Raw genomic sequence first — 21215 nt, forward strand, 5'->3', positions numbered from 1 at the left:
GGATTCGCCGACGGGACAGCGCTCATGCGTCGAAGCCGGGGGACTGGCGCTGCGCCTTGCGGAGCGCGGCTTCCCAGACGAGGTCGTAGTGGGATTTGGCGCCTTCGACCGGTTTGCGGTCGCGGCCGATCTGGCGGCGCACTTCCTCCTGCGCCGCTTCAGGCGCGATCAGCACCCTGTCGCGTCCGACCGAAAGACTGCGAACCTGCGCCTTGCAGGCTTCCTCCAGATGATAGATGCCGCTGAACGCCTCGCCGACCGATGCGCCGAGCGCGAGCGTGCCATGGTTGCGCAGCAGCATGATCTTGCTGTCGCCCAGATCGGCGACCAGCCGCTCACGCTCGTCGAGATTGAGCGCGACGCCTTCATAGTCGTGGTAGGAAAGGCGCGGGATGATCGCCAGCGCGCGCTGGTTCAGCGGCAGCAGCCCTTCGGCATGGGCGGAGACCGCCATGCCGTCCGCCGTGTGGAAATGCACGATGAAGAGCGCGTCGTCGCGCGCGCCGTGGATCGCCGAGTGGATGACATAGCCGGCATAGTTGATGCCATATTCGCTGTCCCCGATGACATTGCCGTCGAGGTCGACCTTCACCAGACTGGACGCGGTGATCTCATCGAACATGAGGCCGAAGGGGTTGATGAGGAAATGATGGTCCGGCCCCGGCACGCGGGCGGAAATATGGGTATAGATGAAATCGTCCCACCCGTAGAGAGCGGAAAGCCGGTAGAAAGCGGCGAGATCGACGCGGACCTTCCATTCCGCTTCGCTGATGCCGCTGTTGCGGAACCGGTCATCCTTCAAGACAGTAGCCATGGCGATGCTCCTTTGAGGGCGAGTGTAAGGGGACGGCGCCGGGCCGCCCAATGAGGATTTCTGAAGGGTAGGACAGCGCCGCTCATGCCGGGCGGACGCGGGGACCGGTCGCGGTGGCGCCATCGGCGCGCACGCCCTCTCGCGCGCCCGTCATGCCGGGCGGCGTGTTCGATCCAAGCGCAAACGGCCGCGCGGGAATCTAGGGCTTGCCGCCGCCGAAGCTGGTGTCGAAGGCGTCCTTCACATCGCGGGGCTGCTTCAGCAGACCGGCGTTCTGAAAGCGGCGGGTGATGCCCTGTTCATGCGCGATGACGGTCGCGTCGATGGGCCGGGACACGCGATTGCTGCGTTCGAAGCTGGCGCGGGCGATGTCGAGCGGCAGTCCCGTTTCCCTCGCCAGCACCTTGGCGAAATCGTCCGGATGCGTGCGCGACCATGCGACGGCCCTGGCTTCGCGTTGCAGGAAGTCGGCGAGCAGAGCGTGTTTAGGCGCAATGGAATCGGCGTTCGCCACGTCGATATAGAGCGGCAGGCCATAATCCTTCGCATCCACCGCCGCGCGCGCGCCTTCCTTGATCGCGACATTGGTATAGGGCGTCCATGTCGCCCAAGCGTCGATGGCGCCGCTGTCGAAGGCGGCTTTCGCGTCGCCGGGCGGCAGGAAAGTGACGCGCACCTTGTCCGCCGGAATTCCGGCCCGCTCCAGCGCCTGCAGCAGCAGATGATGGCCGATCGAGCCGCGCGTGGCGGCGACGGACCTGCCGACGAGATCCTGCGCGCTGCGGATCGGCGAGTCGTTCTTCACGAGGATGGCGAGCGCTTCGGGCGCACGGCTGGCAGGAGACTGCACCGCGATGGCCTTGATCGGGCTGCCGCTCTGCCACGCGAAGATGAAGGGCGCGTCGGCGGCAAGGCCAAGGTCCGCCGCGCCGCCGCCGACCGCTTCGAGCAGCGTCTGGGCCGCGGGAAATTCAGACCATTCGACAGTATAGGGCGCGCCTTCCAGAGCGCCGGAGGCGAGCATCATCGCCTTCACCTGCCCCTTCTGGTTGGCGACGCGCAGCACCTGATCGTCCTTGCGGGAAAAGGTCGCGGCGGCAAACCCTATGCCCGCCACCGCGACGAGAGCCGCCGACAGGATGGCGACGTTTCGTTTCGACATGGATCAGCCCGCCAGCGCCAGACGGGCCGCATCGTGCTCCGCGACCTTCGCGCGGACGAGCGGCAGCAGTTCGCGGCCATAGACGATGGAATCGCCGAGCGGATCGAAGCCGCGGACGAGGAAATGGTCGATGCCGATGTCATAATAGTCGAGCATGGCGTCAGCCACCTGTTCGGGCGTGCCGACAAGGCCGGTGCTGTTGCCCGCCGCGCCGGTCAGCGCCGCGACGCCGGTCCACAGGCGCTTGTCCTGCCTGTTGGTGCTCGCGGTTTCGAGCAGGCGCAGCGAACCCGCATTGGGCGGGCGATGGCCTGTGATCGGAAGCCCCGCAGCCACGCGGTTTTCGCGCACCTGTTCCTCGATTTCGGCAGCGCGTTTCCACGCGGCCTCCTCCGTATCGGCGATGACCGGGCGGAGCGAGAGCGAAAAGCCGGGGCTGCGGCCAAAGCGCGCGGCGGATTTGCGGACGGCGCGCACGGTGTCCTGCACGGCGGCAAGCGTTTCGCCCCAGAGCGCGTAGACATCGGCGTGGCGGCCCGCGACCTCGATCGCCTCGTCCGACGATCCGCCGAAGAAAACGGGCAGATTGTCGGGCTTGATCGCGCTGAACGCCTGGCGGATGTCGTAGAAGCGGCCCTGATGATCGAACGGCTTCGACGCGGTCCATTCCTGCCGCAATATGGTGAGATATTCATCGGTGCGGGCGTATCGTTCCGCCTTCACGCTCTTCGTGTCGCCGTCGCGCGCCATTTCATCGTCCGCGCCGCCGGTGATGATGTGCACCGCGACGCGCCCGTTCGAAAGCTGGTCCAGCGTCGCAAGCTGGCGCGCGGCGACGGTCGGCTGGGTGAAGCCGGGGCGGTGCGCGACGAGGAAGCCGAGCCGCGTCGTCCGGGCGGCGGCATGGGCGGCGACGATCTGGCTTTCGGGACTGTTCGAGGCGAAGGGGATCAGGACGCGGTCGAAGCCCCCCTCCTCCTGCGCTTTCGCCGCCGCATCGACATAGTCGATGTCGAGCGCGCGGCTGCGCACCGCCGCCTGCGTTTCAGAAGCGTTGTTGAAACCGATATAGCCGATGAATTTGACGCTCATGCTGCGTCCTCCTCACTCGAAGGTTCGGGCCGCTCGCTTCTCGACTACGCTCGAAGCGAACGGCGGTGGGGTCTGCCTAAATGACGTAGAAGCCGTGGGTGCCGTCGCGCTCCAGCTGGGCGACGAGGCCATATTCCCAGTCGAGATAAGCCTGCATCGCGGCGGCCTTGTTGTCGGTGCCTTCATAGGGGCGCTTGTAGCGGCCTTCGGGACCGCGCGGGGCGGGCGCGCCGTCGGCGCCGCGCTCCAGATCGACGGCGGACCAGTCGACGTCGAGCACATAGACTTCCCACCCGAGCTGCGCGAGCCAGGACGCGGTCATGTCCGCACGCACGCCGGTCGGGTCGGTGACGACGATGCGCGCGCCGCGCACGGGCGCGTTATGGTCGGTTTCCTGCACCAGTTGCCCGCCCTGCGCGTTGCGGAAGCCGGGCAGATGGCCGCTTTCATATTCGCGCGGCTGGCGCACGTCATAGAGGTAAAGCGTGCGCGCCGTGTCGGCTTTGAGCGCGTCAAGCTCGCCCCAGCCGATCCGCTTGACGCCCGCGCGATAGGCGACGTCGCGGGCATGGGTGCGGGCTTCCTGCGTCGCGGCCTCGTCCACTTCGGGCGCGGTGCGGGTCTGGCCGGTTTCGAGATCCTGCCCCGCCAGCGTCCAGCCGATTGTGCCGTTGCGCAGCGCATAGACCTTGTTGGGGATGCCTGCGTTCACCAGCGACTGCGTGCCGATGATGGAGCGGGTGCGTCCGGCGCAGTTGACGATGATCGTCGTGTCGGGATCGGGCGCGATGGCGCGCGCGCGCAGCGCCAGTTCGGCGCCGGGGACGCTGGTGCCGGTGGGGATGCTCATCGTATTATATTCGTCGTAGCGGCGGGCGTCGAGAATGCGGATGTCGGCCTTTTCCCGGATCAGCGCCTGCACTTCCTCGGCGGGGAGGCTGGGCGTGTGACGGCGATGTTCGACCAGTTCGCCGAACGCCTTGCTGTAGCTGTTGACGTCCTCGAACAGTTCATAGCCCGCGTCGCGCCAGCCCGTGAGGCCGCCTTCCAGCTCGCGCACATCGGTGTAGCCCAGCGCCTCGAACCGCACGGCGGCCTTGCGCGCCAGCCCTTCGCCATTGTCGTAGACGACGATCGGCGTATCGAGCCGGGGGATGCGCCAGCGCGCTTCGTCGTCGACGCGGCGGAGCGGAATCTGCGCGGCGAAAAGGGGGTGGCCCTGCGCGAACTCATGCTCCTCGCGCACGTCGATCAGCGCGATTTCGCTGCCGGTCAGAAGCGCGCGACGGATGTCCTGCGGCGTGGCCGTCTGGATGCGGTCAAGCGTGTCGGTGGTCATGGCTGTTTCGATCTGTCCCAGAAATTGGGGATGACGCGATTGGCGTATCCCGAGATGAAGGATTTGCGCGCGCCATCGGGGGTGTAGGTCGCGCGCTCGACCGCGCCGATATTGGCGCCGTAGACATGAATACTGACGGACGGGCGATCGGCAAGGCCGTTGGTGACGCGATGGATGTCGCCGATGCGCGGCGAGACAGCGTCGACCTGGCCCGCGTGGAGCAGTTCTTCGCTCTCCGCCGCCAGCGCGCCGGATGGCAGGCGGCCGAAGCGCTCCACCTTCTCGGCCCCGCGCAGCACGCCGACGAGACCCCAGACGCTATGGTCGTGGATGGGGGTGGACTGGCCCGGTCCCCAGACGAAGCTGACGATGCTGAAGCGTTCGCGGCTGTCGCAGTGGAGGAGATATTGCTGGTAACGGTCAGGATCGGGGCGGGCGAACTCTTCGGGCAACCAGTCGTCGGTGGCGATCAGGCGGGCGAGCAGCGCGCTGCCGCTGTCGAGGATCGCCTGCTCGTCGCGCGTCGCCGCCAGCAGGTCGGCGAAGGCGGTGACGAAGCCGCGCAGGCGCGTGGTTGTTGATTGCTGCTGAGAAGTGACCCGGGGAAGCCAGTAATTTTCACTGAGAAGTGACCCATGTTTGAACACGTCCCTGGCTTTGAGCGGGGGACCATGGAGTGTTGGACATGGCATTATTGAGCGTCATCCGGCGCTGGCATTACCGCGATCATCTGTCGATCCGGGAGATAGCCAAGCGTACCGGTCTATCCCGCAACACGGTCCGTAAATATCTGCGGTCAGACACAGTCGAGCCGCAGTTCAAAGTGCCCGAGCGGCCGAGCAAGCTGGATCCGTTCGTCGATCGGCTGACGGTCTGGCTCAGGCGAGAGATGGGCCGATCGCGCAAGCAGAAGCGCACGATCAAGCAGTTGCATGCCGATCTGGTGAGCCTGGGCTTTGACGGGTCCTATGGCCGTGTCGCGGCCTTTGCTCGTGCCTGGCGCGATGATTATCGCCGCCAGCAGCAGATGAGCGGCAAGGGCACCTTCGTGCCGTTGTCGTTCGCACCGGGTGAAGCATTCCAGTTTGACTGGAGCGAGGACTGGGCGATCATCGATGGTGTCCGCACCAAGCTGCAGGTTGCACACTTCAAGCTCAGCTACAGCCGGGCCTTCTTCGTTCGAGCCTATCTGCTCCAGACCCACGAGATGCTGTTCGACGCCCATAATCACGCGTTCCGCGTGCTGGGCGGGGTGCCGCGCCGCGGCATCTATGACAACATGCGCACTGCCGTCGACAAGGTCGGGCGCGGCAAGGATCGGACCGTCAACGCCCGCTTCCTCACGATGGTGAGCCATTATCTGTTCGAGGCAGAGTTCTGTAATCCGGCAGCGGGTTGGGAGAAGGGGCAGGTCGAGAAGAACGTCCAGGATGCGCGGCATCGCCTGTGGCAGCCCGTTCCCCAGACCGAGACGCTCGACGCCCTGAACAGCTGGCTGGAGGATCGCTGCAAGGCGCTGTGGCAGGATATCCCGCACGGGATCGAACCGGGCTCTGTCGCTGATGCCTGGGCCGAGGAGGTGGCAAGCCTGATGCCGATGGGCAGGCCGTTCGACGGCTTTGTCGAATATGGCAAGCGGGTCTCACCGACCTGCCTCGTCCATCTGGAGCGCAACCGCTACAGCGTGCCGGCATCCTTTGCCAACCGCCCTGTCAGCGTGCGGCTCTATCCCGACCGCTTCCTCGTGGTGGCCGAGGGGCAGTTGCTGTGCGAACACCAGCGCATCATCGAACGATCCCATGATGGGCCAGGACGCACTGTTTATGACTGGCGCCATTATCTGGCAGTGGTCCAGCGCAAGCCTGGCGCCCTGCGCAATGGCGCGCCGTTCCTAGCCCGCCTTATTCACCAAAAGTGTCCTGAAGGGTTGGCGGGAGTGGCGTAAGCCTCTGATCTGAATTAGGAACTGGGTGTCTAAGCCGAACCTGCCGCAGGGCAGAAAATGCCACGGGCCACACCCGCCATGAACGATGATATCGCAAGCTCATTTGGATTCCCAGCAGTCGGCCGCAAGAAAATCACAGCTGCGTTCGACGGTGGCCGGCTTACCTCGGATGGCGGTGTTCTACTGCTTGCACAGGCCGAGCGCGCGATGGGGATTTGCCAGCGCCTGGCGGCTTGTATTGCCGATCCGCGCGATCCAGCGCGGGTGATCCATCGCCTGGATGACATTCTGCGTGCCCGTGTGTTCGCGATTGCGTGCGGCTATGAGGATGCCGATGATCTCGATGCTCTGCGCGACGATCCAGGCTTCCGCCTGGCGCTCGGCAAGCTGCCGGAATCGGGCGCGGGGCTGGCCAGCCAACCGACGATGAGCCGGTGGGAAAATGCACCGACTACGCGCGAACTGGCCAGCATGATGGCCGCGATGATCGACATCTACTGCGCCAGCTATCCCGCCCCTCCGACAGCGGTCACGCTGGATATCGACGACACGTGCGACGTCGTGCATGGCTATCAACAGCTCTCGTTCTGGAACGGGCATCATGGGGAGCGCTGCTTCCTACCGATCCATATCTACGACACCGCGACCGGCAGGCCGGTGGCCATGCTGCTGCGCACAGGCAAGACGCCTTCTGGAAAGGAGGCGGCGGGGCACATCCGACGCCTGGTGCGTCACCTGCGCCGTAATTGGCCCGATACCCACATCACTATCCGCGGCGACGGGCACTATGGTCGACCCGAGGTCATGGCCTACTGCGATGCGGCCCGCGTCGATTACGTGTTCGGCCTGCCCACCAATTCAGCGCTGCGCGCCGATCCCGCCATTGTTGCGGTCGCCGATGCCTGCGCGGTCAAGCGCGCCCAGCGTCAGTGTCCCGTCCTGCGCAACTATGCCGAGACCCGCTATGGGGCAAAGACCTGGAAGTGCCAGCGTCGCGTCGTTGCACGGATCGAGGCCAGCACGCTGGGCATGGACATCCGCTATGTCGTCACCTCGTTGGCAACAGGATCGGCCGAGCACATCTACGACACGCTCTACTGCGCGCGTGGTCAGGCCGAGAACCTGATCAAGCGCCACAAGTCCCAGCTCGCCAGCGACCGAACCTCGTGCCGCTCGGCCAATGCCAATCAGATGCGCCTGATACTGCACACTGCCGCATACTGGCTGCTATGGCGCATCCAGCAGGCGATGCCCAGGACCGCTGCTCTGGCAAGCGCGGAGTTTACCACCTTGCGCCTGCGGCTGCTCAAGGTCGCTGCGCGCGTCGTAGAAAGTGCTAGCCGCATCCGCATTGCCTTCGCTTCCGCCTGTCCGGATGCCGACCTGTTCCGCGCCCTCGTTCTCCGGCTGAAGCCTGCGCCGACGTAGCCCATGCGGCAGCGCCGCAGAACTCCGAGCCCAGCCCTTCAACCCGAAAAGCCCATCAATCCGAATGCGGTGAAACAAACGCCAGCGATGCCGGTCGTCCGCGCAATACAGCCAGCCGCAGCAAATGCCCAGAGCGGACCCGAAACCGAGCGTCGTGAATAAGAGAGGCTAGAGATGCCCGATGCCTTCCAGCGGTTACAGCGCCATCTGTTGCGCGCTCCCGGCGGCGACAGAGAGATGGTCGAGATCCTTGCCCTGGTGCTGCATCATGACGAGCAGGTCGTACTGCGCGCGGTTACCATGGCGCTGGAGTCCGGTGTTCCGACCAAAACCCATATCCTCAACTTGCTGCACCGGCTGATCGACGGCAAGCCGCTGACGACACCGCCGATCACGGCGCCCCAGGCGCTGAGGCTGGTCAGCGAGCCCCTTGCCAATGTGGAACGCTATGATGCGCTGCGCGGGGAGAACCGCCATGCGTCATGATCCCGCCAGCGGCGCCATCATCGTCATGCTGCGCAGCCTCAAGATGCATGGCATGGCGCAGGCCGTCACCGATCTCATGGAGCAAGGCGCGCCCGCGTTCGACGCGGCCGTCCCGATCCTGTCCCAGCTTTTGAAGGCGGAGACTGCCGAACGGGAAGTGCGGTCGGTATCCTATCAGCTCAAGATCGCACGGTTCCCGGCCTATCGCGATCTGGCGAGCTTCGACTTTGCCAGCAGCGAGGTCAACGAGGCGCTGGTCCGCCAGCTTCACCGCTGCGAGTTTATGGACGTGGCCGACAATATCGTGCTGGTCGGCGGACCCGGAACCGGCAAGACCCACATCGCCACCGCCCTAGGCGTCCAGGCCATCGAGCATCATCGCAAGCGCGTGCGGTTCTTCTCCACGGTCGAGCTGGTCAACGCGCTGGAACAGGAGAAGGCGCAGGGCAAGGCAGGGCAGATCGCCGGAAGGCTTGCCCACTCCGATCTCGTGATCCTCGACGAGCTTGGTTATCTGCCGTTCAGCGCCTCAGGCGGCGCCCTGCTGTTCCATCTGCTGAGCAAGCTTTACGAGCGCACCAGCGTCATCATCACCACCAACCTCAGCTTCAGCGAATGGGCCACCGTGTTCGGAGATGCCAAGATGACCACCGCGCTCCTCGATCGGCTCACCCATCACTGCCACATCCTCGAGACCGGCAACGACAGCTTCAGGTTCAAGAACAGCTCCGCTCAGCAGCCCAAAACCCGGAAGGAGAAAACCCCATCTTGACCCACCCCTGACATCCGAAACATAATCGCAAGGTGGGTCACTTCTCGATGAAAACCCCGGGTCACTTCTCAGCAGCAATCAACAGCTTTTCATCCTTTCTTCCAAAGCTGGAAAATTTCCGATTCAAGCCGCTCTGGACATCATTTTCCGCCTTCGGCGGCAAATCATCCAAATCCGTGACATCGCCATTTTCAAAGGCTGAATTCAGACTCTCATCGATCTTTCGAACCTGATCGATTCTGGAAAATGCCTGCTGACCGAATTCTAAAATATACCCATAGAGCAGCTCATTCAGAATTTGTGATCTTGGCTTGCCGTACAAACGGCATAGCTTATCGAATGTCTGTAGAGTGGCTGTTGGCACGTTGAAATTTACAAGTGTTTTTGTGTCTGTCATATATTCTCCTTAGCTGGTTTTATAATACATCCTTCGGATGGTGCTTCGCACGGTGTTGATGTGTTTCTTGAATGTTTTTTATAGAGATGATTTTTCAGAATTGTTTCTGAAGGTTTTTAGACAATATTATAGAATCAAGGTCCGAAGCTGTTTTCGAACCAAGTCGGGTTTGCGGATGATAGCGAAGGTGGTCGAAGGGGTCTTAGACCCAGCAATCAACTCAGGTGAGAGTTTTCCCAGTCGAACGATTCATCGTAAACGACCTTACTCTGTAGCTTGCTAATGTAGGACACCCATCCCTCGTCACAGAGGGATTGGATGTGAATCTCGTTGTATCCCCACGGGGTCCGAGACCAGCAGTCGCGGATCATCGCAGGATATTCCAGTTCCAGTTCCGGCCGGGGACAATCGAGAATCAGATGGTAGTGGACACGGACACCGTTCCCTCCCTCGATCACCGGAAGGACGTTGATCCGTTTCCCGTACCGAGCAGTAGCCTTCCCATAAACCTGACGGTTCAGAAGGTTCATGAAGTGACGGAAATTCTTCCTAGCTTCGTACATGTCGATCTTCTGATACCGACCAGCAAAACCACCGACACCCGCGATCCCCTGTTTCAGGGTCAGGGTCACAGCGAAGGGGAACGAGAATCGCTGGAGATTCACGAACGACAGGACAGACTGACGGTAGGAAATTCGATCTTGGTTTGTTCTCATGCGGACGTGCAGAACCGATAGTTAGTTTTGTGGTATTTAGGGATGGGATGAAGGGGAGACGGATAGAAATTAAAGAAAATCCGTTCATTCAATATATCCGACACGTCGAATCGCACCAATAGCTCATGAACAACTATGGAAGAAAAATCTGATCCCTGAACGGTCGTCAGGAGATTTTCTATGAGGAAGAGAACGACAGACTGCCGGTTGTGATCGGATCACACCGGGGAGAAGTCAGAAGACTAATCAGTTTCAAATGAGGACTGGTGCCGCTTACGTGACTCGAACACGTGACCCTCGCATTACGAATGCGATGCTCTACCAACTGAGCTAAAGCGGCGTCGGGGCGGGCAGATAACAGTGGTTGGGGCGCAGGACAACCCGCCAATTTCGCCGATGGCCGATAATCCTGCGCGCCGTTCCTCCACCCCCGCCCTGCGCCGGCCCATTAACTCCTATTTTACCATCGCCTGCCAGTGTGGGATATGTGAAGAAGCTTTCAGACTGTGGGTTGGAACGTTCGGATGGATATTCTGCAGGAGCGTAACGCAGACGGCGACCGGGACGACCTGGCCTATCTGGACGGCGAAGGCGTCGATCCGCAGCCTCCTTCGGCTATTTCGGAAGAACGGCGCATGCAGGTTCGCGCCTATAATTACTGGGCGTCCCTGCTGGGCGATCGCGCGCTGCCGTCGATCGAGGATCTTTCGCCGGACGAACTGGAGGATTTCGGTCCCTATGCCGTGCTGCTGGATTTCAGCGCCGGGATCGACAACCCCGCCATCGTCTATCTGGGAACGGCGCTTCGCGAGGAATGCGGTGTCGACGGCACCATCGCCTATATCGACGATGTTCCGGCCCGGTCGCTGCTGTCGCGGCTGACCGATCATTATCTCCAGATCATCGCCAATGCCGCGCCCATCGGGTTCGAGGCTGAGTTCGTCAACCAGCGCAATGCCGAGATCATGTATCGCGGCATCCTGATGCCCTTTTCTTCCGACGACGAGACGATTGATTTCGTGTTCGGCGTCATCAACTGGAAGGAAGTGGCGAGCCACGACATGATGCAGGCTCTGGAGGCGGAAGTGGGCGAAGCGCTGCGCACCGCGCCGATGCCGCATTCCGCCGTGCCGATCTGGGCGGATGGCCCGGCCGGGTCGATGATGGCCGACGGTGAGGAAGACTCGCTGGACGAACTCGATCTGTCCGGCATGGAGTGTCCGCAGGAGGATGCGTCGCTGGCCGACTGGCTGGCGCTGGCGCGAGAGGGTGCAGCGCGGGTGCGCATCTCGGAGGCGCGCAGCCATGCTGCGCTCTATCGCGCGGTCAGTCTCTCCTATGATTTCGCTCTGGTCGCACGGGCGCGCCCTGCCGACTATGCCGAGTTGCTGCACGATTATGGCGTCAAGGCGCAGGCCCGCAGCCCGATGACCGCGATCATCAAGCTGGTTTTCGGCGCCACTTACGACAAGACCCGCATCACCGAATATGCAACGGCGCTCGACCATGCGATGCGCCGCGATCTCGAAGTCGGAACGCTGGCGGAATATCTTGGCGCGTATAAGGGCGGGCTGAAGGCGCTTGTGTCGGAGGAGCGCGCTCTGCGCCGGTCGCATCAGACAGCGAAGCCGGATCGCGCCACGGTCGCGCGCCGCGCCATGCGCGCCGCTCCTCCGCTGGCCGCCGCTGCCATCGGCACCGATGAAGACGGGCTGGCCGTCGTCGTCGCCCGGCGCGAAGCGGACGGCAGCCTTTCCATCGTGGCGGCTCTGCCGGAAGGATCGGATCTTGGCCGGAAAGTCATGATCGCGTCGGCGAAATAGGCAGATTTTTCGGGGAAATGCGGGTGGTCTCAGTGACTCGCCCTTTTCGCCCACACTGCTTGAATCATTTAATTTCAATTTCGAGACATTTTATGTCGGGACCAGACTTGAGCCTCCGACGGTCGCGGCGCATATAGTCGTTCATGCCGAGGAGTCGTCTGGCGGCGATCCAGTGCCTCCTCCGTTTAGGAACAAGCGGGATCACCCGCGGTGAGAGGTGAAGCGAATGACGGCGCTGGCGAACGCGAAGAATGCGCAGGTTGATGGCAAGGTTCTGGAGTCTCTGGCGCAGGCGCTGAGCCGTGGCGCATTGCCGGGCGAGAGCGAGGGATTGGACGAGGCGGCGCTCAGGGACGCGGCGACCTTCCTCGCCCGCGCCGCAGCCGGCCGCAAGCCCGGCCACAGCGCCGTCGCGGTCGAAACGCTGGGCGAAGGCGCGACAGGGCGCTTCATGCGGCTGGCGATCATCAACGATGACATGCCCTTCCTCGTCGATTCGATTGCCAATGTGCTGGCGAACGCGGACATCACGATCCATCGGCTGCTGCATCCCGTCCTGTCGGTGGAACGATCCGCAGACGGGGCGCTGACAGCCATTCTCCACGACGAGGCGGCGGGCGCGCGGCGGGAATCGATGATCTATATCGAAGCCGACCGGGCCGACGCCAAGGCGCGGCGGACGCTGGAAAAGGCGCTGGCGGAAACGCTGGCGGACGTGCGCGCCGCGGTGGCCGACTGGTCGAAGATGCAGGCCGCGATGGCCGCGGACGCAGACATGGTTCCCGATGAGGAAGGCGCGGCGCTGCTGCGCTGGTTCCTTGCGCGGCATTTCACCCAGACCGGCCACGAGATCGTGCATCGCGACGGCAGCAGCAGTCAGCCGCTCGGCATCTGCACCCGGCATGACAGGCCGCTGATCGCGCCAACATCGCTGGACGCGGCCTTCCAGTGGTTCGAGGAAGGCAAGCGCACGCCGCTCATCATCAAGGCGAGCCGCCTTTCGCGCGTTCATCGCAGCGTATTGCTCGACCTCATCATCATTCCGCTGCGTGAGGGCCGGGAGGTGAAGGCGCTGTCGATCCACGCGGGCATGTGGACGAGTTCGGGCCTGACCGCGACGCCGGACAAGGTGCCGCTGCTGCGGTCGGCGCTCTCGTCCCTGATGGACAAGTTCGGCTTCGATCCGCAGGGCCATGCGGGCAAGGCGCTGGCGCATGCGCTGACCGCCCTGCCGCACGACATCACCATCGGTTTCGACCGGGAGACGCTGGAGCGGCTGGCGCTCACCTTCATGTCGCTCAGCGACCGGCCTCGTCCCAAGCTGGCGCTGGCAACGAGTCCGCTGGCGCGGCACCTCTACGCCTTCGTCTGGCTGCCGCGCGACGAACTGTCGACCGCGCGCCGCGTCAGCATTCAGGACATGCTGGCGCTCAAGAGCAACGGCACGGTGTTGAGCTGGTCGATCGCGCTGGAAGAAGGAGGACTGGCTCTGCTGCGCATCACGCTCGACCTGCGCGAAGGGGGTGTGGTGCCCGACGATGTGGCGCTCGACCGGATGCTGAAGCAGATGGTGCGCGGCTGGATACCGGCGGTCGAGGAAGCGCTCGCCGCGACCGAGGAGCCGGGCCGGGCCGCCGCGCTGGCGCAGCGTTTCGCGGGCGGCTTCCCCCTCGCCTACCGCAATGGCGCGGGGCCAGAGGAAGCGGCCATCGACATCCGGCTGATCCATGGCCTTGCAGGGGACGGCGACAAGTCGATCCGCATCTACCGCAATGCCGAGGACAAGGCCGAGCGCCTGCGCCTCAAACTCTACAGCCACGCGACCGTCGCCCTGTCCGAGGTCGTCCCGGCATTCGAGAATTTCGGCTTTCGCGTCATCGAGGAGATGACCACCGCCATCGACAATGGCGCGCTCGGCTATGTCCAGCGCTTCGTGCTGGAACTGCCCGCAGGGGCCGATGCCGACGCGGTCGTGGGCCGGGCCGAGGTCGTGACCGAAGCTGTCGCGCATGTGATGGAGGGCCGGGCGGAAAATGACCGCTTCAACGAACTGATCGTAACGGCGGGCCTTTCGCCCCGCTCGGTCGTGCTGTTCCGCGCGCTCTATCGCTACCTTCGGCAGGCGGGCGTCGCCTATGGCATGGCGACCTTTGCGGAGACGCTGCGCAAGGCGCAGGGCGTCGCGACGAACCTCGTCACCCTGTTCGAAGCGCTGCACGATCCTGCCGCGCGGGACGGCGCGGCGGACCGGATCGCAGCGGCGCAGGCGGAGATCGACGCGGGGCTGGAACAGGTCACGGCTATCGACGAAGACCGGGTGCTGCGCCTGCTGCGCGCCGTCATCACCGCTACGCTGCGCACCAACTTCTTCGGCGACGCGGCGCGGGAAGCGATCGCGTTCAAGCTGGACAGCGCGCAGGTGCCGGGCCTTCCCGCGCCCCTGCCCTGGCGCGAAATCTGGGTCTACAGCCCGCGTGTTGAGGGCATTCACCTGCGTGCGGGACCGGTGGCGCGCGGCGGCCTGCGCTGGTCGGACCGGCGCGACGATTTCCGCACCGAGATTCTCGGCCTCATGAAGGCGCAGCGGGTCAAGAACGCCGTCATCGTGCCGACCGGCGCGAAGGGCGGCTTCTATCCCAAGCAACTGCCCAATCCGCAGGCCGACCGCGACGCGTGGCTGGCGGAGGGCACCGAAAGCTACCGCATATTCATCCGGGCGCTGCTGTCGGTGACGGACAATATCGTCAAGAACAGGGTCAGGCATCCCGCACAGGTCGTGGTGCATGACGGCGACGATCCCTATTTCGTCGTCGCAGCGGACAAGGGCACGGCGACCTTCTCCGATGTCGCCAATGCCATCGCGCTGGAGCGCGACTTCTGGCTGGGCGATGCTTTTGCGAGCGGCGGCTCCAACGGATATGACCATAAGGCAATGGGCATCACCGCGCGCGGGGCGTGGATCAGCGTTCAGCGCCACTTCGCCGAGATGGGCGTCGATGTGCAGAGCGAGCCGGTCAGCGTGGTCGGCTGCGGCGACATGTCGGGCGACGTGTTCGGCAACGGCATGCTGCTCAGCAAGGCGATCCGGCTGGTGGCGGCCTTCGACCACCGCCATATCTTCTTCGACCCCTCGCCCGATCCGGCGAAAAGCTGGGAGGAGCGTAACCGCATGTTTGCGCTGCCCCGGTCGAGCTGGGACGATTATGACAAGTCATTGATTTCCAAGGGCGGCGGCGTCTTCCCCCGCAGCCTCAAGCGCATTGCGCTGTCCGACGAGATGCGCGCCGTGCTGGACGTGACGGACACGGAGATGGAGCCGACCGCTCTCATTTCCGCGATCCTGAAAGCGCCTGCCGACCTGCTCTGGTTCGGTGGCATCGGCACCTATGTCAAATCGACGGCACAGAGCCATGGCGATGTCGGCGATCCCGCCAACGACCGCCTGCGCGTCAATGCCGAACAGTTGCGCGTCAAGGTGGTGGGCGAAGGCGCCAATCTGGGCGTCACGCAGGCCGGACGCATCGCCTTTTCGCTGAAAGGCGGTCGGATCAACACCGACTTCATCGACAACAGCGCAGGCGTCGACTGTTCGGACAATGAAGTGAACATCAAGATCGCGCTCAACAAGGAAATGGCCGAAGGCCGCCTGCCCTTCGAAAAGCGCAATGCGCTGCTGGGCAGTATGACCGATGCCGTCGCCGACATCGTGCTGGAGGATAACCGGCTTCAGGCGCTGGGCCTCTCCATCGCCGAAGCGGGCGGCGCGGCCAGCCTCGCCAGCTATGTGCGCCTGATCGAGACGTTCGAGGAGAGCGGGCGGCTGGACCGGCAGGTCGAAGGGCTGGCGGCGAACGACCAGTTGCTGCGGCGCGGACAGGACGGTCAGGGGCTGACGCGGCCCGAGCTTGCAGTGCTGCTGTCGACCGCCAAGCTCGCGCTACAGGACGCCATAGAGCATGGCGACCTGTCCACCGACGAGAGCATGGCCGCCGAACTGATGGCTGCCTTCCCGCCTGCGATGCAGAAGAAGGAAGCCGACGCGATCGGGGGTCATGCGCTGCGCAAGGAGATCATCGCCACCAAAGTCGCGAACCGGATCGTCAACCGCCTCGGCCTTATCCATCCGTTCGAACTGGCGGAGGAAGAAGGCTGCTCGCTCGCCGACCTCGCCAGCGCGTTCCTGATCGCCGAACGGCTCTACGACATCGGATCGCTGTGGGCGGACATCGACGCGGCGGACATGTCGGAGGCGGCACGGCTGGCGCTGTTCAGCGACATTGCGGACGGGATGCGTGCGCAGATCGCCGACATATTGCGCGCCCTGCCGGCGGGCAGCCTGCCGGGTGAAGGGCAGGCCAAGCTGGCGGCCGGCGTCGGCAAGCTGGCGGCGAAGGTCGACGACCTGCTGACCAGCGAGGCGCAGCGGCGGTCCAACGGCGTGGTCGAGCGGCTGCTGGGCCTTGGCGCACCGGAGGCGCTGGCGCATCGCACCGCGGGCCTGTTCAAACTGGACGGCGCGGTCGGCATCGCCGCGTTGGCGGATCGGCTGGGCGTCGACGAGATCGCGCTGACGCGGGCCTTCACCCATCTGGGCGAAGCGGTCGGCATCGACTGGGTCCAGTCCGCTGCCGCGCGCATGGAGCCCACCGATCCGTGGGAGCGGCTGCTCATTTCCGGCGTGGCGCGGGACATGCAGCAGGTCCGGCTCGACTTCCTCGCGCTCAGCAAGGGCAAGGATGTCGCGACCCATGTCGAAGACTGGCTGAAGGCGAAGGGCAACCGGGTGCGGCAGTTCCGCACGCTGGTTCAGCGGGCGAAAGCGGCGGCGACGCCCAATGTTGCGATGCTGGCGGAAATCGCGGGACAGGCGCGAGGCCTGCTGGCGCGCTGACGCCCGGAGGCTTCATCTCTGCCCGGATGAAGCCTCGTCAGGCCCGTCAGGGCTGATCGTCGGCGGGCGCGTCGTCGGGGTCGGGAATCACGACTTTCGGCGCGTCCTTCTTGCCGGGCGTGCGCAGTCCCTCGCCATAAATGGGCACGACCGGCTCGGCGGGCGCGCGGCCATGGAGGGCGTCGATCTCCGCCTGCCGCTGCTTGAGGTAAAGGTCGCGATAGACGGCGTAGGGATCTTCTTCCTTGCGGATTTCGCGGATCGTCTCGTCGAACGCCGCACGCTCGCCCAACTGGTTGAGGATCGTCGCGGGGATGACGACGCTCGGCTTGTTGAACGGCGAGCCCACGACGAAAGGCAGGATCATCTTGTCCACCGTATCGCCGATGATGTCGCGCAACGTGGTCGGCCCGACGATCGGCAGGTAGAAATAGGGACCGGGCTTGACGCCATAGAAGCCCAGGGTGTTGGCGAGACCGTTAGGCCGGTAGGGCAAATGGAAGGGCTTGCGCTTGGCGACATCGACGAAGCCCGCCAGCCCCAGCGTCGTGTTGATGCCGAAGCGCCCCGCCGTCTCCATCGCCTTGCCCGGCTTGAACTGGAGCAGATAGGCCGCGAACACGATCGGTTCGCCAAGGTTGGAGAAGAAGTTGCGCAGCCCCTTGCGCACGGGGCGCGGAAGACCCTTGTTGTACGCCTTCGCGACCGGCTCCACCACCGCCTTGTCCACCGACTGCACCGCCTCGAAACTCTTGGCGTTGAGCTGTTCGAGGGGGTCGCGCTGCGGCGCGCCCTTTTCGCCGGTGACGACGATGTCCTGCGGCTGATCGCCCTGCGCGGCGGGCGGTGACGCAGGCGTTGCTGCGGGCGGTATGGTCGCCACAACCGGAGGCGCTGCTCCGGCCTCGGCCTGAACGCCGCCTATGATCATCATTCCTGCGGCGACGGCCGGTAACAGCATATATGTCCCTTTTGGCGCGCAGCCAGCCGACATCCGGCCGCTGCCGTCAGGACGCTCCGCACACGCGCAGCCCGTCCTGAATTATCATGACAGCGGCGCTAGGCTCCCCGACGAGGCGGGTCAAGAGATGCGACAGCGAAGGCGACAGCTTCGAACGCATTGTAAACGCATCCTGTCGTGGCGCTTACATGTTTATACAATTTTCAGGGTCGCGTGAGTTTGCAATTGCGAGTCGTTCGCGGTATGCGGTCGACCTCATCGCCAGCCGGACTCTCCTGACCACCCATGCACGGAACTACCCCCCTTGCGCAGCCCCGGAAAAAGGCCAGGGCTTTCTGGCTGAAGCAGCTCCATAGCTGGCACTGGATCAGCTCGGCGGTCAGCCTTGTCGGGCTGCTCCTGTTCGCGTTCACGGGCATCACCCTCAACCACGCCGCCGATGTGGAAGGCGCGCCTGCGACGGTGGAAAAGAGCACGACGCTGCCCGCCAGCCTGCGCCCGCTGGTCGCGCCGGACGGCAAGGCTGACGAGAAGAAGCCCCTGCCCGCGCCTGTCGCCGAATGGATCGCGAAAGCAGTGGGGCAGAGCGGCGCGGGCGAAGCCGAATGGTCCGCCGACGAAGTCTATCTCGCCCTGCCGCGTCCGGGCGGCGACGGCTGGGTCTCGATCGACCGGGCGAGCGGCGCCGTCACCAGCGAAAGCACGAGCCGGGGCTGGATCAGCTATCTCAACGATCTGCACAAGGGCCGGAACACCGGGACGGCGTGGAAATGGTTCATCGACATTTTTGCGGTCGCCTGCTTCCTCTTCGCGCTGACCGGACTGCTGCTGCTGCAACTTCATGCGAAGAAGCGGCCGACAACGTGGCCCATCGTCGCGGCCGGCCTCGCCATCCCGGCGGTCCTCGCCATCATCTTCATCCACTAAGGGAAATACTTGATGTCCATCAGCCATCGCCTGATCCTGACCGGCACGGCGGCGCTTGGAGCGGCGGCAACGCCCGCTGGCGCGCAGACGATGACCGTCAGCATCGGCATCCCGCGCCTGTCGGTCGCGGAATATCACCGCCCCTATGTCGCGATCTGGGTTGAAAAGGAGGGCGCGGCCCCGCGCACCCTGTCGGTCTGGTACGATAATGACAAAAAGAACGGCGAAGGCACCAAATGGCTGCGCGACGTCAGGCAATGGTGGCGCGCTTCGGGAAGGACGATCAGCTTTCCCGCCGATGGCGTGACCGGCGCGACGCGCGCGCCGGGCGATCAGAAGATCGCCTTCACCGCTGGCAAAGGTCCATTGGGCGCGTTGTCGCCGGGCAACTATACGCTGCTGGTCGAAGCAGCGCGCGAAGTCGGCGGGCGGGAAGTGCTGCGGCTGCCCTTCGTCTGGCCGCCAAAGCCCGGCGCGACAGTGAACGTCAAGGGAAGCACGGAACTGGGCGCGGTGGCGCTGACCTTCGGCAAATGAGGGGAACGAGGATGAAGACGAGACATGTGATCGCGGGCGCCCTGGCCGCCCTGATGCTGGCAGGCACCGCGCAGGCGCACCGGCAGTGGATGATGCCGTCCGCGACGACGCTGTCGGGAACGGATAGCTGGGTGACGGTGGACGCCGCCATATCCAACGATCTTTTCTATTTCGAACATTTCCCGATGCCGACCGACAATATCGTCGTGACCGAGCCGGACGGCGCGACGGGCCGGATCGAGAACGCCGCCAAAGGGCGCTACCGCTCCACGTTCGATGTGCACCTGACGAAGCCCGGCACCTATCGCATCGCCAGCGTGACCAGCGGCATGATCGGCAGCTACATGCTGAACGGCAAGCGCGAGCGGCTGCCGCGCGGCACCACGAAGTCGACGCTGGCGACTGCCATCCCTGCTGGCGCGACCGATGTGCAGACGGCGGAGATGGCCAACCGGAACGAGATTTTCGTGACGCTGGGCGCGCCGACCACAACCCTGTTCAAGCCGACCGGCGAAGGGATCGAAATGGTGCCGGTGACGCACCCCAACGATCTGGTCTCCGGCGAGGCGGCGACGTTCCAGTTTCTGCTCGACGGCAAGCCCGCTTCGGGCCTTAAAGTCACGGTGATCCCCGGCGGCATCCGCTATCGCGACGCTCTGGGGCAGATGGACCTTGTCGCCGACAAGAATGGCAAGGTCGCGGTCAACTGGCCGCAGCCGGGCCTCTATTGGCTGAACGCGACGCTGGGCGGTGGCCGTGAAGGTGGCGAGGGCGCGCCGCAGCCCGCCGGTCCGCCGCAGCGCCGGGCTTCCTACATCACGACGCTGGAAGTGCTCGCGCCCTGATCGCAGCGCCTCCGCCCGTCCGCATCGCCATCGCGCCCGGCCTGTCGCCCGACATCTTCGTCGCGCGGCGGCGGTCTGGCGCAATTGCGACGCTGGGCGGCGAAACGATGGGGACGAGCTGGTCCGCGCAGATCGTCGATCCGCCGGAAGAATGCGCCGCGACGATCGAAACCGTGCTGGCGCGCGTCATCGACCAGATGAGCAACTGGGAAGCGGACTCGGCGATCAGCCGGTTCAACCGGACGCCGGTCGGGGAATGGATGGCGCTCCCCCGCGACATGCTGACGGTATTGGGAGCGGCGCTGGAGGTCGCGCGGCTTTCGGATGGCGCGTTCGATCCCGCAGTGGGGCGGATGGTCGCTGCATGGGGGTTTGGGCCGGGGACGGCCGATGCAGCGCCCGCCACGGGACGGGCGCATCCATGGACCGCGATCGAAATGGGCGACGAACGGGCCAGACGTCTGGCCGATGTCGCGCTCGATTTTTCGGGCATCGCCAAGGGATTTGCCGTCGATGCCGTCGCCGAAGCGCTACGCGGCATCGGTGTCGACAATGGGCTGGTGGAGATCGGCGGCGAGCTGCGCGGGATCGGTGTGAAGCCCGACATCCAGCCCTGGTGGGTCGATATGGAAACGCCCCCCGACATCGCCGTCCCGCCGCTTCGCGTGGCGCTGAGCGGCCTCGCGGTGGCGACGTCGGGCGATTACCGGCGCTTTCGGGTGGCGCAGGGGCGGAGGCTGTCGCATAATATCGACCCTGCGACGGGAGAGCCTGTCGTCGATTCCCTCGCCTCCGTGACGGTGCTGCACGACAGCGCGATGATGGCCGATGCATGGGCGACCGCGATCCTCGTGTCGGGCGCAGGGCGCGGTATGGCGCTGGCCCAGCGGCACGGGCTGGCAGCGCGGCTGATCGAACGCGCGCCCCTGCCCCGCGAGCATCTCAGCCCGGCGCTCGCCGCGATGCTGGATTGAGGCGCACCCCAAAAAGAAACCCCGCCGGAGATGTCTCACGGCGGGGCCAGGTTCAGGGAGGTGTCACTCCAAAGGGGAAAGAGTGACAAAGCCAATATAGACAGGC

The 21215-nt window shown here is 64.5% G+C and carries 16 protein-coding genes, 1 tRNA gene and 2 pseudogenes; 10 read left to right on the forward strand and 9 right to left on the reverse strand.

Annotated elements, in window-relative coordinates; genetic code table 11:
• Window positions 1–22: 22 nt before the first annotated feature.
• The 5 genes from SAMIE_RS09530 to SAMIE_RS09550 all read right to left on the reverse strand — a co-directional run bounded on the left by SAMIE_RS09530 (window position 23) and on the right by SAMIE_RS09550 (window position 4973).
• Window positions 23–814: a class II aldolase/adducin family protein gene (locus SAMIE_RS09530; RefSeq protein ID WP_066701800.1), complete on the reverse strand. Its 792-nt coding sequence runs from the start codon at window positions 812–814 to the stop codon at window positions 23–25.
• A gap of 199 nt (window positions 815–1013) precedes the next feature.
• Complete coding sequence (locus tag SAMIE_RS09535; RefSeq protein ID WP_066701799.1) at window positions 1014–1976, reverse strand: ABC transporter substrate-binding protein; 963 nt, start codon at window positions 1974–1976, stop codon at window positions 1014–1016.
• 3 nt (window positions 1977–1979) lie between these two features.
• Complete coding sequence (locus tag SAMIE_RS09540) at window positions 1980–3068, reverse strand: LLM class flavin-dependent oxidoreductase (protein WP_066701797.1); 1089 nt, start codon at window positions 3066–3068, stop codon at window positions 1980–1982.
• Window positions 3069–3144: 76 nt separating this feature from the next.
• The gene (locus SAMIE_RS09545; RefSeq protein WP_066701795.1) at window positions 3145–4407 is read right to left on the reverse strand and encodes a rhodanese-like domain-containing protein; all 1263 of its coding nucleotides are present in this window, start codon (window positions 4405–4407) and stop codon (window positions 3145–3147) included.
• The gene (locus SAMIE_RS09550) at window positions 4404–4973 is read right to left on the reverse strand and encodes a cysteine dioxygenase family protein (protein WP_066701895.1); all 570 of its coding nucleotides are present in this window, start codon (window positions 4971–4973) and stop codon (window positions 4404–4406) included. The genes SAMIE_RS09545 and SAMIE_RS09550 overlap by 4 nt, the downstream gene beginning before the upstream one ends.
• Before the next feature lie 119 nt (window positions 4974–5092).
• Between SAMIE_RS09550 and istA the strand changes: the two are divergent.
• From istA to istB, 4 genes and pseudogenes are all read left to right on the forward strand, one after another.
• Window positions 5093–6301: pseudogene (gene istA / locus SAMIE_RS09555) on the forward strand (IS21 family transposase); the annotation flags it as partial.
• Between the two features lie 129 nt (window positions 6302–6430).
• Window positions 6431–7780, forward strand: a complete 1350-nt coding sequence (locus SAMIE_RS09560; RefSeq protein WP_013039775.1) for an IS1380-like element ISSp1 family transposase — start codon at window positions 6431–6433, stop codon at window positions 7778–7780.
• A 171-nt stretch (window positions 7781–7951) separates the two neighbouring features.
• Window positions 7952–8266 (forward strand): annotated as a pseudogene (locus SAMIE_RS09570) (IS21 family transposase); the annotation flags it as partial.
• Window positions 8256–9038 (forward strand): IS21-like element helper ATPase IstB, encoded by a 783-nt coding sequence (istB, locus tag SAMIE_RS09575; RefSeq protein WP_126516718.1) that lies wholly within the window; start codon window positions 8256–8258, stop codon window positions 9036–9038. The pseudogene SAMIE_RS09570 and the gene istB, both read left to right, overlap by 11 nt.
• Window positions 9039–9099: 61 nt before the next feature.
• Here the strand turns inward: istB and SAMIE_RS09580 are convergent, their stop codons facing one another.
• From SAMIE_RS09580 to SAMIE_RS09590, 3 genes are all read right to left on the reverse strand, one after another.
• Window positions 9100–9435 (reverse strand): hypothetical protein, encoded by a 336-nt coding sequence (locus SAMIE_RS09580; protein ID WP_232037410.1) that lies wholly within the window; start codon window positions 9433–9435, stop codon window positions 9100–9102.
• Window positions 9436–9650: 215 nt separating this feature from the next.
• Window positions 9651–10067: a rolling circle replication-associated protein gene (locus SAMIE_RS09585; RefSeq protein WP_126516806.1), complete on the reverse strand. Its 417-nt coding sequence runs from the start codon at window positions 10065–10067 to the stop codon at window positions 9651–9653.
• Window positions 10068–10415: 348 nt separating this feature from the next.
• Window positions 10416–10491: transfer RNA gene (locus SAMIE_RS09590), tRNA-Thr, on the reverse strand.
• A gap of 184 nt (window positions 10492–10675) precedes the next feature.
• On the opposite strand from SAMIE_RS09590, the gene SAMIE_RS09595 reads away from it, so the two are divergent.
• Window positions 10676–11974, forward strand: coding sequence for a PAS domain-containing protein (locus SAMIE_RS09595; protein WP_066703464.1), 1299 nt, complete (start codon window positions 10676–10678; stop codon window positions 11972–11974).
• A gap of 226 nt (window positions 11975–12200) precedes the next feature.
• Window positions 12201–16865 (forward strand): NAD-glutamate dehydrogenase, encoded by a 4665-nt coding sequence (locus SAMIE_RS09600; RefSeq protein WP_066703466.1) that lies wholly within the window; start codon window positions 12201–12203, stop codon window positions 16863–16865.
• Window positions 16866–16911: 46 nt separating this feature from the next.
• Here SAMIE_RS09600 and SAMIE_RS09605 read toward each other — a convergent pair whose 3' ends face one another.
• Window positions 16912–17826, reverse strand: coding sequence for an MlaA family lipoprotein (locus tag SAMIE_RS09605; RefSeq protein ID WP_066703469.1), 915 nt, complete (start codon window positions 17824–17826; stop codon window positions 16912–16914).
• 285 nt (window positions 17827–18111) lie between these two features.
• On the opposite strand from SAMIE_RS09605, the gene SAMIE_RS09610 reads away from it, so the two are divergent.
• From SAMIE_RS09610 to SAMIE_RS09625, 4 genes are all read left to right on the forward strand, one after another.
• Entirely contained in the window at window positions 18112–18753 is a 642-nt protein-coding gene (locus SAMIE_RS09610; RefSeq protein WP_066703473.1) for a PepSY-associated TM helix domain-containing protein, read from the forward strand.
• 12 nt (window positions 18754–18765) lie between these two features.
• Entirely contained in the window at window positions 18766–19290 is a 525-nt protein-coding gene (locus tag SAMIE_RS09615) for a DUF2271 domain-containing protein (RefSeq protein ID WP_066703476.1), read from the forward strand.
• Window positions 19291–19301: 11 nt separating this feature from the next.
• Window positions 19302–20135: a DUF4198 domain-containing protein gene (locus SAMIE_RS09620; protein ID WP_066703478.1), complete on the forward strand. Its 834-nt coding sequence runs from the start codon at window positions 19302–19304 to the stop codon at window positions 20133–20135.
• Window positions 20136–20242: 107 nt separating this feature from the next.
• Window positions 20243–21109: an FAD:protein FMN transferase gene (locus SAMIE_RS09625; protein ID WP_066703480.1), complete on the forward strand. Its 867-nt coding sequence runs from the start codon at window positions 20243–20245 to the stop codon at window positions 21107–21109.
• The last annotated feature ends 106 nt before the right edge of the window (window positions 21110–21215 follow it).

Origin of the sequence: Sphingobium amiense, assembly GCF_003967075.1 — a bacterium.
GTDB lineage: Bacteria > Pseudomonadota > Alphaproteobacteria > Sphingomonadales > Sphingomonadaceae > Sphingobium > Sphingobium amiense.

Excerpts from the sequence above, each read along its gene's own strand:
- SAMIE_RS09610 (WP_066703473.1), top strand. The coding sequence starts at position 18,112 with ATGCACGGAACTACCCCCCTTGCGCAGCCCCGGAAAAAGGCCAGGGCT.
- SAMIE_RS09620 (WP_066703478.1), top strand. The coding sequence starts at position 19,302 with ATGAAGACGAGACATGTGATCGCGGGCGCCCTGGCCGCCCTGATGCTG.
- SAMIE_RS09595 (WP_066703464.1), top strand. The coding sequence starts at position 10,676 with ATGGATATTCTGCAGGAGCGTAACGCAGACGGCGACCGGGACGACCTG.
- SAMIE_RS09580 (WP_232037410.1), bottom strand. The coding sequence starts at position 9,435 with ATGACAGACACAAAAACACTTGTAAATTTCAACGTGCCAACAGCCACT.
- SAMIE_RS09545 (WP_066701795.1), bottom strand. The coding sequence starts at position 4,407 with ATGACCACCGACACGCTTGACCGCATCCAGACGGCCACGCCGCAGGAC.
- SAMIE_RS09540 (WP_066701797.1), bottom strand. The coding sequence starts at position 3,068 with ATGAGCGTCAAATTCATCGGCTATATCGGTTTCAACAACGCTTCTGAA.
- SAMIE_RS09530 (WP_066701800.1), bottom strand. The coding sequence starts at position 814 with ATGGCTACTGTCTTGAAGGATGACCGGTTCCGCAACAGCGGCATCAGC.
- SAMIE_RS09560 (WP_013039775.1), top strand. The coding sequence starts at position 6,431 with ATGAACGATGATATCGCAAGCTCATTTGGATTCCCAGCAGTCGGCCGC.
- istB (WP_126516718.1), top strand. The coding sequence starts at position 8,256 with ATGCGTCATGATCCCGCCAGCGGCGCCATCATCGTCATGCTGCGCAGC.
- SAMIE_RS09600 (WP_066703466.1), top strand. The coding sequence starts at position 12,201 with ATGACGGCGCTGGCGAACGCGAAGAATGCGCAGGTTGATGGCAAGGTT.
- SAMIE_RS09625 (WP_066703480.1), top strand. The coding sequence starts at position 20,243 with ATGGGGACGAGCTGGTCCGCGCAGATCGTCGATCCGCCGGAAGAATGC.
- SAMIE_RS09605 (WP_066703469.1), bottom strand. The coding sequence starts at position 17,826 with ATGCTGTTACCGGCCGTCGCCGCAGGAATGATGATCATAGGCGGCGTT.
- SAMIE_RS09535 (WP_066701799.1), bottom strand. The coding sequence starts at position 1,976 with ATGTCGAAACGAAACGTCGCCATCCTGTCGGCGGCTCTCGTCGCGGTG.
- SAMIE_RS09615 (WP_066703476.1), top strand. The coding sequence starts at position 18,766 with ATGTCCATCAGCCATCGCCTGATCCTGACCGGCACGGCGGCGCTTGGA.